The organism is Bogoriella caseilytica (assembly GCF_003752405.1).
Lineage (GTDB): Bacteria > Actinomycetota > Actinomycetes > Actinomycetales > Actinomycetaceae > Allobogoriella > Allobogoriella caseilytica.
Genome location: NZ_RKHK01000001.1, coordinates 1,268,098 through 1,279,809, shown reverse-complemented (window position 1 = coordinate 1,279,809; position 11,712 = coordinate 1,268,098). Strand labels below are relative to the sequence as shown.

The 11,712-nt window shown below is 68.5% G+C and carries 12 protein-coding genes; 8 read left to right on the top strand and 4 right to left on the bottom strand.

Annotated features, from left to right (window positions below; genetic code table 11):
* Positions 1-61 precede the first annotated feature (61 nt).
* Positions 62-871: a MerR family transcriptional regulator gene (locus tag EDD31_RS05725; RefSeq protein WP_123305186.1), complete on the top strand. Its 810-nt coding sequence runs from the start codon at positions 62-64 to the stop codon at positions 869-871.
* A gap of 78 nt (positions 872-949) precedes the next feature.
* On the opposite strand, the gene EDD31_RS05720 is transcribed toward EDD31_RS05725, so the two are convergent.
* From EDD31_RS05720 to EDD31_RS05710, 3 genes are all read right to left on the bottom strand, one after another.
* The gene (locus tag EDD31_RS05720) at positions 950-1,345 is read right to left on the bottom strand and encodes a VOC family protein (protein WP_123303309.1); all 396 of its coding nucleotides are present in this window, start codon (positions 1,343-1,345) and stop codon (positions 950-952) included.
* 187 nt (positions 1,346-1,532) lie between these two features.
* Positions 1,533-2,789 carry a chromate efflux transporter gene (gene chrA, locus EDD31_RS05715; protein WP_123303308.1) on the bottom strand — a complete coding sequence of 419 codons (1,257 nt, stop codon included), beginning with the start codon at positions 2,787-2,789 and terminating at the stop codon, positions 1,533-1,535.
* Between the two features lie 57 nt (positions 2,790-2,846).
* Positions 2,847-4,247: a TrkH family potassium uptake protein gene (locus EDD31_RS05710; RefSeq protein WP_123303307.1), complete on the bottom strand. Its 1,401-nt coding sequence runs from the start codon at positions 4,245-4,247 to the stop codon at positions 2,847-2,849.
* A 147-nt stretch (positions 4,248-4,394) separates the two neighbouring features.
* On the opposite strand from EDD31_RS05710, the gene EDD31_RS05705 reads away from it, so the two are divergent.
* The 7 genes from EDD31_RS05705 to EDD31_RS05675 all read left to right on the top strand — a co-directional run bounded on the left by EDD31_RS05705 (position 4,395) and on the right by EDD31_RS05675 (position 11,337).
* Positions 4,395-5,534 (top strand): ATP-binding protein, encoded by a 1,140-nt coding sequence (locus EDD31_RS05705; RefSeq protein WP_123303306.1) that lies wholly within the window; start codon positions 4,395-4,397, stop codon positions 5,532-5,534.
* Complete coding sequence (locus EDD31_RS05700) at positions 5,531-6,196, top strand: response regulator (protein ID WP_123303305.1); 666 nt, start codon at positions 5,531-5,533, stop codon at positions 6,194-6,196. The genes EDD31_RS05705 and EDD31_RS05700 overlap by 4 nt, the downstream gene beginning before the upstream one ends.
* Positions 6,197-6,377: 181 nt before the next feature.
* A complete protein-coding gene (gene pstB / locus EDD31_RS05695; protein WP_123303304.1) occupies positions 6,378-7,256 on the top strand; it encodes a phosphate ABC transporter ATP-binding protein PstB in 879 nt (292 codons plus the stop codon).
* Between the two features lie 60 nt (positions 7,257-7,316).
* Complete coding sequence (pstS, locus tag EDD31_RS05690; protein WP_123303303.1) at positions 7,317-8,495, top strand: phosphate ABC transporter substrate-binding protein PstS; 1,179 nt, start codon at positions 7,317-7,319, stop codon at positions 8,493-8,495.
* An 89-nt stretch (positions 8,496-8,584) separates the two neighbouring features.
* On the top strand, positions 8,585-9,580 hold the full coding sequence (gene pstC, locus EDD31_RS05685; RefSeq protein ID WP_123303302.1) for a phosphate ABC transporter permease subunit PstC: 996 nt from the start codon (positions 8,585-8,587) through the stop codon (positions 9,578-9,580).
* 5 nt (positions 9,581-9,585) lie between these two features.
* Entirely contained in the window at positions 9,586-10,509 is a 924-nt protein-coding gene (gene pstA / locus EDD31_RS05680; RefSeq protein WP_123305184.1) for a phosphate ABC transporter permease PstA, read from the top strand.
* Between the two features lie 15 nt (positions 10,510-10,524).
* Positions 10,525-11,337 carry a winged helix-turn-helix transcriptional regulator gene (locus EDD31_RS05675; protein WP_123303301.1) on the top strand — a complete coding sequence of 271 codons (813 nt, stop codon included), beginning with the start codon at positions 10,525-10,527 and terminating at the stop codon, positions 11,335-11,337.
* Here the strand turns inward: EDD31_RS05675 and EDD31_RS05670 are convergent.
* A complete protein-coding gene (locus tag EDD31_RS05670) occupies positions 11,286-11,690 on the bottom strand; it encodes an arsenate-mycothiol transferase ArsC (protein WP_425453723.1) in 405 nt (134 codons plus the stop codon). The two genes, EDD31_RS05675 and EDD31_RS05670, sit on opposite strands and share 52 nt — an antisense overlap.
* Between the last annotated feature and the right edge of the window lie 22 nt (positions 11,691-11,712).

Here is an 11,712-nt window from a genome sequence, read left to right as displayed (position 1 = left end):
GGGGGTGCGGCGCTGATCTCGGGTTGACCCTGACACTGTGGCAGGCGGGAGAACTGTCGTGATGTTGTCCATTGGAGCCTTCGCGCAGATCGGCCAGGTCACCCACCGCATGTTGCGGCACTGGGACGCGGTCGGTCTGCTCGTACCTGCTCACGTTGATGCGTTCAGTGGCTATCGCTCTTATGATCCCGCGCAGCTTGAGCGGCTGCACCGGATGGTGGCGCTCCGTCAACTCGGTTTCGGTATCGACACCGTGGCCCAGCTGATGGATGAGGGCGCCGATCTCGGTCGGCTCGAAGGGTTGCTCCGGGCCCGGCGTGCTGAGGTCGAACGCGAGTACCGACTCGCCGCGGAACGCCTGGCCGACGTGGAGCGGCGGCTCCGCCTGATCGAGAAGGAGAAGAACATGCCCGCAATCGAGATCGTCACCAAGTCGCTGCGCCCCGTGCGCCTGGCCGCGCGCGTTGCTGTCGTGCCCGAGGGGGAACCCATGGGCCCCACCGTCGAGTCCCTCTTCGACGGTGTGGCCGCGGTGATCGGTGGTGAGCAGGGCGCGCTGGAGACCCCGATCGCCGTCTACGAAATGACCGAGGACGGCATGAAGATCACCGCCGGCTATGTCTACGGCGGGGCCGTGCGCGAGGGATTCGAGTGCGTGGATCTGCCGGCCGTGGAGACCGCCGTCTGCGGGGTGCACATCGGCGAGATCAGCGGCATCCCCCTGAGCTGGCAGGCCCTGCACAGCGAAGCCGTGGCCCGGGGGAGCCAGCCCAATGCGCCGTGCCGGGAGCTCTACCTGCGTGCCGACGAGTCCGGCGATCCGGAGGACTTCGTCGTCGAACTGCAGCAGCCGGTCGCCCCGGTGGCGTGAGCGTTCGCGGCAGCGCACAGGCTCGAGGTTGCACCGGATCTAGCGGTGAAACGCCGTGACGTGCTCAGCCCTCCCGGCTCAGTGAGTGTCCGCGACGAGCTCGACCTCGAAGCCGTCAGCATTCTCCAGGTAGGCAGCGTAGTGCCCGGCCCCGCCCGCGTGGGGGTGCCGGTCCGCGAACATCAGGGTCCAGCCGCGCTGGTGCGCCTTGTAGGCGAGGCGCTCCACCTCCTCGGGGCGTCCGCCGTGGAAAGCGAGGTGGTTGACCCCCGCTCGCCTGCGGTCGTGCGATCCACTGACATCGGGACCGGATTCCAGCACCAGGTAGGTGGCACCCATGGCATAGGAGACCCCCTCCGGCCAGCGATCAAACTCCCGGTATCCGAGTTCGGTAAGGAGCCACCCCAGGCTCTGTTCCGCGCGGTCGAGGTCGGTCACCCAGATCTCCAGGTGGTGCAGCGCTCCGAAGGTCACCCCGCGATCCTTCCACGACGCCAGAGTCGCACGCGGTCTGGGCCACCACGCCTAAGGCTCACCTCCGTCGATTGTGCTCGCTAAACGTCGCTCTGGCAGCCCAGTGCGCCGCTGAGAACGACGTTTCGTGAGCACAATCGGTGGGAACGGGTTACTCGAGGACGGAGTGGCCGCGCGAGGGGCGGGGCTAGAGAACCGCCCAGCCGAGCAGGGCCGCCGCGATCACCACGGCCCAGGCGGGAGCCTTCCAGGCGCTCAGTGCCACGAAAGCGGCCACGGCGATCGCCAACGCACGCACCGGCACGTCGACGGCGAGGACTCCGGCGGTGAAGACCGGGTCATACAGTGCGGCGGCCAGCAGGCCCACCACGCCGGCGTTGACGCCGGCCAGGGTGCGCTGGGCCAGCGGAGCCCGGCGCAGGGCCTCCCAGTAGGGCAACGCGGCCAGCAGGATGAGCGCACCCGGCAGAAAGATCGCCAGGAGCGCGATGCTCGCTCCGGCCAACCCACCCGGCACCGCGCCCTCGGTGCTCGCGCCGAGATACCCGGCGAAGGTGAACAGCGGACCGGGCACGGCCTGGGCGGCGCCGTAGCCGGCGAGGAAGTCTTCGCGCGCCACCAAGCCCGCCGTCTCGGCCTGCAGCAGCGGGAGCACCACGTGCCCGCCGCCGAAGACCAAGGCCCCGGCCCGGTAAAAGGAGTCCGCCAACCGTGCGGCGCCGGATTCCGTGGCGCCGGCGAGCACCGGCAGCAGCGCGAGCAGGGCGAGGAAGAGCCCGAAGCACACGGACCCCGCGCGCCGGCCGAGGCGCACGTGCAGCTGATCGGCGCCGGCTACTCCCGTGCCCTCGTGCCCATCGTGCTCCGGCGATGCGGGCCGGAGCCAGGCCAGTCCGGCGAGCCCGGCCAGCACGATGACGCCCACCTGTCCGTACACGTTCGGGATGAGCAGGGCCAGGATCATGCCCGCCACGGCGATGGTCGCCCGCTCGCGCCCGACGGCGAGATTCTTCGCCATGCCGAGCACTGCATGAGCCACCACCGCGACGGCGGCGGCCTTCAATCCGGCGAGCCACCCCGCATCCGGGCTCACACCGACCGCCTGCATCCCGAAAGCGAAGGCCACCAGGATCACGGCGGAGGGCAGGGTGAAAGCCAGGAAGGCCGCCAGGAGCCCGAGCATCCCCGCCCGGTGCAGCCCGATCGCCATGCCCACCTGGCTCGAAGCCGGGCCGGGCAGGAACTGGCACAGCGCGACGAGATCGGCGTACGCGCGGTCGGTCAGCCACCGACGCCGCTCCACGAAGGTGGTGCGGAAGTAGCCCAGATGAGCCACCGGGCCACCGAAGGAGGTCAGGCCCAGGCCGAGGAAGGTCGTGAAGACCTCTCTCACCGAGCCTCCGGTGGCCAAAGGCGCGGAAGAGTGGGGCTGGCCGGACGTCATGGGTGAACCGTACGGCGGGCCGGTGAACGCCCGGTGGAGATCGGCCGCGAGCCGTACTCAGCCGATGACCATGGTGGTCTCCGGGTAGCGGAAGGCCTGCTTCCGCTCGCGCATGGCCAGCGCCGTGCCCAAGGTGATCGGCCCGAGGCGGCCGAGGAACATCAGCGCGCACAGCAGAAGCTGGTGGGGCCCGGACAACTCGGCCGTGATACCGGTGGAGAGCCCGACGGTGGCGAAGGCCGAGACCACCTCGAAGAGGATCTCGTCGAGGCTGAACGGCGAACTCAGTGCGACCACCAGGGTGGAGCCAGCCACCGCGCCGATCGCCAGGAGCGCCACCGTCACCGCCTCGCGGATGTTGCGGGCCGAGGCACGGCGGCGGAAGACCGTGACGTCCTGGTCGCCGCGCAACTCGGACCAGATGACGAAGCCCAGCAGCGCCACCGTGGCCATCTTGATGCCACCGGCCGTCCCGCCGGAACCACCGCCGATCAGCATCAAAACGTCCATTCCCAGCCACGTCCCCGTGTTCATCTCGCCGATCTCGAGGCTGTTGAACCCGGCGGTGCGCGGAGTGACACCCTGGAAGAAGGCCGCCAAGGTCTTCTCCGCCACGTTCATCGGGCCGAGCGTGGCCGGGTTGGCCCATTCAGTGGCCAGGACGAAGGCAGTGCCGGCAGGGATAAGCACCGCGGTGGCCAGGAGCGTGAGCTTGGTCTGCGGGCTCCACCGGCGCGGTCGCCGGTGCTGGCGGTACAGCTCGATGAGCACCGGGAAGCCGAGACCGCCGAGCAGGAAGGCCCCGGCGATGGGCAGCACGATCCACCCGTCAGCGGTGAAAGGCATCAGACTGTCGGAGAACAGGGCGAAGCCGGCATTGTTGAAGGCCGAGATCGAGTGGAAGAGTCCCAGCCAGAGCGCCCGGCCCGGAGTTTCGCCGTAACCGAGGCTCCACCGCAGCGCCAGTATCGCGGTCACCGCCAGCTCCACGGCGACCGTTGTCCAGAACACGCGCACCAGCACACCGCGGATCTCACCGAGTTGTACCCCGCGGGTTGACGCGGTGGTGACGAGCCGGCTGTGCAATCCCAGCTGCCGGGAAACGGCCAAGGTGAGCACTGAGGCCAGGGTCATCACCCCGAACCCACCCACCTGGATCAACGCCATGATCACCACCTGGCCGAACACGGACCAATGCGTGGGAGTGTCGACCACGATCAACCCGGTCACGCAGATGGCGGAGACCGCGGTGAAGAAGGCCTGCAGCACTGTGGTGCCATCCGTTGAGGCCATCGGGAGCAGCAGCAATGACGTGCCGGCAGCGATGCTGATGGCGAAGGCGAGGACCACGACCTGCACGGGACGGCGCGGATCGATGCCGTGCCGGTCCCGTTCCTTCCACCCCAGGCGGGGCGGCGAGAGACGGTGGCGGATGTTCCGGTGCGGTGCTCGCAGCATGTCGATCCGAGAGTAGGAGTCCGAAGCCCCCGGCTGAGCGGTTGAGCGTCCTTTCCGGCGTCAGGATCCTGTCAAGATCTGCCACCAGGGGCCTACATCGGTGGTGCCCCGCCTGGCCGGTCCGCGGCTACGTGCCACTCTTATGGGGTGGCCCAGAGATTGCTGCGCGGTGACAGCCCGGGGGGCGGGCTCTCCCGTGCTCGACGCGTCGCTGCCGTGGTCGGCATCGTCGCCGGCCTGCCGATAGTGACGGCCGGTGCCCTGGTGCTACGCGAGGAACTGGCGCTGGGAAGCTTGTTGTTGGTGTACCTGTTGCTGGTGGTGGCCATCGCGGCCGTCGGCGGCTTCCTGCCGGGCGTGAGCGCCGCGCTGCTCTCCTTCGCAGCGGCCAACCTGTTCCTGACCCAGCCCTACTACACGCTCCACATCGATGACCGTGACACCGTCCTCGAGCTCGTCGTCTTCGTGGTGATCGCCGTCATCGTCAGCCTCGTGGTCGAGTTCGCCTCGCGGGAGCGGGCCGCCTACCGCGACCGGCTGGCCGAGCAGGATGCCCACGCCCGGGAGCTGGCCACCGCCGACGCAGTCCGGACGTCGCTGCTCGCTGCGGTCGGGCACGACCTCCGCACCCCTTTGGCGGGGATCAAGGCGGCTGCGAGCGCCCTGCGTCAGCGCGGCGTCACCTGGCGGCCCGACCAGCGCGAGGCGCTGCTGGAGACGGTCGAGGAGTCCGCGGATCGCCTCACCCGGGTGGTCAGCGACCTGCTCGACATGAGCCGCCTGCAGTCGGGTGGGCACGTCACCCGACGTGAGTCGGTGGAGGTGGCGGCTCTCGTCGCGCACACGGTTGCCGGCCATCCGCGTGCGGCGGTGCGCGTGGACCTGCCCGAGGGTCTGCCCGACGTCTGCGGGGACGCCGGCTTCTTCGAGCGCATCCTGGACAACCTGGTGGACAACGCCCGGCGTTTCTCACCTGACGAGAGCGCTGTCGAGATCACCGCCGCGATCGCGGCCGAACCCGCCGGTGGGCCGGGGGCACAGCCGCGCGAGTCCGGCCTGGTCCGCCTCGCCGTCGTCGATCACGGGCCAGGAGTCCCCCAGCAGGACTGGGACCGGATGTTCCTGCCTCTCCAGCGGCTGCACGATCGCTCTGCCGGCGGGCATGCGGGCATGGGACTGGCCATCGCACGGGGCCTGGCGGAGGCCACCGGCGCCCGGGTGTTCCCGTCCCCCACTCCAGGCGGCGGGCTCACCATGACTCTGGAGATGCCCGTGGTGCAGCAATGATCAGGTTGCTTCTGGTCGAGGATGACCCGGCACTCGTGCGCACACTCGTGATCGTCCTCGAAGCGCACGGCTACGCGGTCCGCGCCGTCACCGACGGGCGGAGCGCGCTGTCCGCCGTGCGTGAGCAGCAACCGGACCTCGTCGTCCTCGATCTGGGCCTGCCCGATCTCGACGGCCTCGATCTGGTGGAGACTGTGCGCCCGTGGTACCGGGCGCCGATCCTGGTGCTCTCCGCGCGGGACGCCGAGACCACGAAGGTTCACGCCCTGCGTGCCGGAGCCGATGACTACGTCACCAAGCCCTTTGGCGTGGAGGAGCTCCTGGCGCGGATCGAAGCTCTGCTGCGCCGCAGCGATCCTGCCTCAGACACAGTGCGCTCCGGCGATCTGGCGGTTGACCTCGCGGCCCACAGGGTGGAGCGAGATGGCGACGAGGTCCACCTGACGCCGACGGAATGGCGAATGCTCGAGGTGCTGGTGCGCGCCCGCGGGGCGCTCGTCTCGCAGCAAGCGCTGCTCCAGACCGTCTGGGGCCCGCAGTACGCGCGGGAGACCAACTATCTCCGGGTCTACCTCGCACAACTGCGCCACAAGCTGGAAGACGATCCGGCACGCCCCCGGCACCTCCTCACTGAGCCTGGGGCCGGCTACCGCTTCCGGTAGCCGGGCGGATCGGCCGGCCTGCGGACGGCGAGCAGCCGTCCGCATCGAGCGATAGCGAGAAGTCTCAAGATAGCCATCCTCACGATTGCTGGCGTTCACCGCACATTCACGTACAGCTGGCTCTATTGACCCGGTCGTTGTGGCCACCCGGCCACCCCGCTAGGCACGATCGGAGTCATCCATGAGACGCAGCCCCCACCCGGAGAACGCGGGCGGCGGAGGCCACCCGGGCATTCAGGTCACTGCACGGGAGCCGGAGGCCGGCGCCTCGCAGGATGCCGGCGTCCCCGTCTTCGAACTGCAGGACGCCTCGGTTCGCTACGGGTCCTTCACCGCGGTCAAGGGCGTCTCCATGGACATCCCGCGGCGGGAGATCACCGCGTTCATCGGGCCCAGTGGCTGCGGCAAGTCCACGCTGCTGCGGTCCTTCAACCGGATGAACGACCTCATTCCGGGTGCCAGTGTGGGCGGTACTTTCCGCTACAACGGCGAGGACATCTACGCCCCAGAGGTCGACCCCGTCGAGGTGCGCCGCCGGATCGGCATGGTCTTCCAGAAGCCCAACCCGTTCCCGAAGTCCATCTACGACAACGTCGCGTTCGGCCCGCGGCTGAACGGTCACCGCGGCAGCATGGACGACCTCGTGGAGGAGTCCCTGCGCAAGGCCTTCCTATGGGACGAGGTCAAGGACAAGCTGAAGGACTCCGGATTCTCGCTCTCCGGTGGCCAGCAGCAGCGCCTGTGCATTGCACGTGCCATCGCCGTCAGCCCTGAGGTGATCCTCATGGACGAGCCCTGCTCGGCACTCGACCCCATCGCCACGCTGAAGATCGAAGACCTCATGCGCGAGATGCGCAACGAATACACGATCGTCATCGTCACGCACAACATGCAGCAGGCGGCCCGCGTCTCCGACCGGACCGCCTTCCTCACGGTCGACATCGATGACCAGGCGGGCGAGCGCACCGGCGCCCTCGTTGAGTACGACCTCACCAGCACGATCTTCTCGAATGCGTCCGACAAGCGGACCGAGGACTACATCACCGGCCGTTTCGGCTGAGTGACGTCCCCCACCAGCCAGCTCCAGCCTGCTGTCAATCCTAGAGACGGAAGAACACCCATGAGCACGAGCATCATCAAGCCCCGTATCGCGTCGATCGCCGCGGCGTCGGTCCTCGCCATCACCCTCGCCTCTTGCGCGGGGAACGATGGCCCGTCCGACACCGCGCCCGGCGACGACGTGGACGGCACCGAAGCTACGGACGACAACCCCGACGACGACACAGACAGTGACGACAACGCCGACGGCGACGACAACGAGGGTGGCGAGCTCTCCGGCAACCTCGAAGGCGCCGGCGCCACGTTCCCCAACCCGGTCTTCCAGGACTGGGCCTTCGAGTACTCCGGCAACGTGCAGCCCGGCGTGCAGATCAACTACCAGTCCATCGGCTCCGGCGGTGGCATCGAACAGTTCCTGCTCCAGACCGTGGACTTCGGCTCCTCCGAGCGTTACCTGCGCGAAGAGGACCTCGCGGAGGCCGCTGACGGTCGCAGCTGCGACGCCATCCAGTTCCCGGTGCTCTTCGGTGCGGTGACCATCGCCTTCGGTGACGACCAGTTCGAGGGCCTAGTGCTCGACGCCGAGACCATTGCGGGTATCTACCAGCGCGAGATCACGAACTACAACGACCCGGCAATCGCCGAGCTCAACCCCGACATGGATCTCCCGGACATGGAGATCATCCCGGTGCACCGCTCGGACGGCTCCGGCACCACCTCGGTCTTCACCACGTACCTCGAGGATGCAGCCCCCAACTGGGAGCTCGGCTCGGGCACCGAGGTGCAGTGGCCGGCCGAGACGATCGGCGGTCAGGGCAACGAGGGCGTGACGGCCGGCACCGAACAGAACCCTGGTGGCATCGGCTACGTCAACCAGGCCTATGCGATCGTGAACGACCTGCCCACCGCCGCAGTGGTGAACGAGGACGGTAACGCCGTGCAGGCCACCCTGGAGGCCACCACCGAGGCGCTCGAGGTCCTCGAAATCCCGGACAACTTCCAGTTCGACATTCTCGGTGTGGGTGGCGAGGGCTTCCCAATCGTGGGCGCCAACTGGATCTTCGCCTACGAGTGCGGCTACGACGAGAACACCGCCGAGATGCTGAAGGACTACTGGACCTGGGCCACCCAGGATGAGGTCGCCATCGACCTCGCCATGGAGCTGGGCTACGCCCCGCTCGGTGAGGGCCTGCGGCCCCGCGTCGCCGAGGCCATCGAGCGGATCAACTCCGAGGACTGAGTCAGACAGCCGGGGCGGGCCACGGCCCGCCCCGGCCCTCCAGCCCCTCAGGGGGCGTCGTCGCCCAGCACCCAAGCGATGGGACAAGGATGAGCACCACCACGCGAGAGCAACCGCCGAAGAGCGCCTTGCGCACCCGCGGTTTCGGTCAGTACGCCGATCGCCTCTTCACCGGATTCCTGATCCTGGCCGGTGCCAGTGTGCTGGCGATTCTCAGCGCCATGGTGATCCGGACGGTTTACGACGCCTACCCGGTCTTCGTGTACCAGGGCTTCTTCGACTTCATCTTCGGCACGGAATGGCAGGCCGGATTCGCCCGCAACGAGTTCACCGGAACCTACGGTGCGTGGCCCTTCATCTGGGGCACTCTGGTCACCGCGAGCATTGCGGTGGTGATCGCCCTCCCGCTGGCGATCTGCGTGTCTCTCTTCATCACCTTCTATGCCCCGAAGCGCGCGCGCACTCTGCTGTCGTACTCGGTGGAGATCCTCGCCGCCGTGCCCTCCATCATCTTCGGGCTGTGGGGCCTGCTCTGGTTCGTGCCCAACGTGTTGCACCCCTTCAGTAACTGGTTGAACAGCACCCTCGGCTTCATCCCGCTCTTCGGTGGATCGGTCCCGAACACGAACTACTTCCATGCCGGTGTGGTGCTGGCCATCATGATCCTGCCGATCATCACCGCCATCACTCGCGAGGTGATGGCGGCCACCCCGCCGGATGAGGTGAGCGCCGCCTACGGGCTGGGCGCCACCAAGAGCGAAGTGCTCTCCCGGGTGGTCCTGCCACGATCCTTCGGCGGCATCGTCGGCGCCACGATGCTCGGCCTGGGGCGCGCGCTCGGCGAGACGATCGCCGTGCTCATGCTCATCGGCGGATCGCAGCGAGCCGGCTACCGGCTCTTCTTCGCCGGCGATTCCCTCGCCGCCCACATCGCCGCCACCTTCCAGGACGCCTCACCCGAGACCTTGACCGCGTTGATGGGCGTCGGCGTCGTGCTCTTCCTGTTGACCATGGTCGTCAACGTGGTGGCACGACTCATCGTGTGGCGCTTCGCCCGATCCGCTTCAGCTGGGGATGCACTGTGACCTACGTGACTGAAAGCACCACCTCGTCGTCCTCGTCACCCACCGGCCATACCAGCTTGACCGTCCAGGACGGTAATGCGCGTCGGCGCAAGCGCAAGAATGCCGTCACCCGCGCCGTCCTGACCTTCCTGATGGCCCTGGCCGCCGTTCCCCTCGTCCTGATCCTGGTCGAGGTCGTCCGCGAGGGCGCCGGGGTGATCTCCTGGGAGTTCCTCACCCAGCGCGAGAGCCCACCGGCGCGTGAGGGCGGCGGCTATGCGGCCGGCTTCGTCGGCACGGGAATCATGATGTTGATGGCGATCGGCATCGCGGTCCCCCTGGGGCTGGCGGCGGCGATCTATCTGGTGGACTACGGCAAGGGCGCGTTCTCCACGCTCATCCGTTTCGTCACCGACGTCATGACTGGAATCCCGTCGGTGTTCATCGGCCTGGCGGTGTACGCGATCCTCGTGCTCGGCACCGGGCAGGTGATCAGCTTCGGCGGATTCACCGGCGCGGTGGCCATCGCCATCGTGATGCTTCCGATCGTGGTGCGCTCCTCCGAAGAGGTGCTCAAGACGGTCTCGACGGACATGCGCCGGGGAGCCTTTGCCCTCGGGGCGCGCAAGTGGCAGACCACCACACGGGTGGTGCTGCCCGCGGCGGCACCGGGCCTGACCACCTCGATCATGCTTGCCGTGGCGCGTGGAACCGGCGAGACCGCCCCGTTGATCCTCACGGCCTTCGGCAACGTCAACATCGTGACCGACTTCTTCAACACCGCGATCGGCGCGGTGCCACTGCAGATCTACAACGGTGCGCGTCAGCCCTTCGCTCCCGGCATCGAACGCGCGTGGGGCGGGGCGCTCTCGCTCCTGGTGATCGTGCTGGTCCTGACCGTGATCGCCCGCTACATCGGTTCCCGTGCGTCGAAGGCACACCGGGTCTGATCGGAGACCGCCGCCATGACCGCCCTCCCGTCCGGCTCGCAGCCACCCCGGGCGCCCGACCGGGCGGCCGCTGCGCGTCATCTGGACCTCGTGCGGGCCTGGCACCGTCACGGGCGGGCGCAGTCCGTGATGTTCCTCGACCCGCACCTGAGCGACGACGCCCCCGTGGCCCAGGCGATCCGCGAGGCCGGCCCGGACGTCAGCGTCCACCACGAACCCTTCCACGCCCTCGCCGCCGCCGGTGAGGAGCATCCGGATGTCCTGATCCTCTCCTGCGCGGTGCCCGCTGCCGACGCGGTGCGCACCGTGCTCGCTTTCCGGGATCAGCTGCGCCGGCCCGTGCTCCTCGCTCTGGGAACCGGCGATGTCGAGGACGCCACCGAAGTCATCGTGGCCGGAGCGCGCCCGGTTCTGGAGCTGCCGTACCGGATCGAGGAGCTGCTGGAGCAGCTCGCCGCCCTCAAGCCCGCGGAACGCGCTCCCGAGCGGATCGAGATCGGGCCGCTCATGGTGGATGCGAGCCGTTTCGAGGCGCGCCTGCATGGCCGGCGGCTCGATCTCGGGCCGCGCGATCTGATCCTCCTTCACGCCCTGGCCCAGCGCGGGGGAGAGCTGCTCACCCCCGAGGAACTGCGCGACGCCGTGTGGCGAAACTCGCCGGTCGCGCCGTCTTCGCTTCCCCCGGCGATCACGCGCCTGCGGCGCCGCCTGGCGGACGCCGGAGTGAGCGGGGTGATTCAGAACCTGCGCGGTGTGGGTTACCGGCTCGAACTCGATCAACTCAGGGCTGCCGACCCTCGGGAGCGGTCGCGCTCGTCGCGTTCATGACGGCACCTCTGCGGCGAGCAGCTCGTACAGCAGCACCTCGACACGTTCGCGGATCTCGTCGCGGATCCGGCGCACGGACTCGAGATCCTGGCCTGCCGGGTCTTCCAGGGCCCAATCCTCGTAACGCTTGCCCGGGAAGATCGGGCAGGCATCGCCGCAGCCCATGGTGATACGACGTCGGAAGCCCGGACATCCTCGGTGGTCAGGATCGTGGGCCGGTTGTCCCGGATATCGATGCCCTCCTCGGCCATGGCCTCGACCGCCATGGGATTGGGCTGATCGGCGGGCGCTGAGCCGGCAGAACGCACCCCGACGGCGCTCTGGGAGAGAGCCGAGAGGTAGCCGGCGGCCATCTGGGAGCGGCCGGCATTGTGC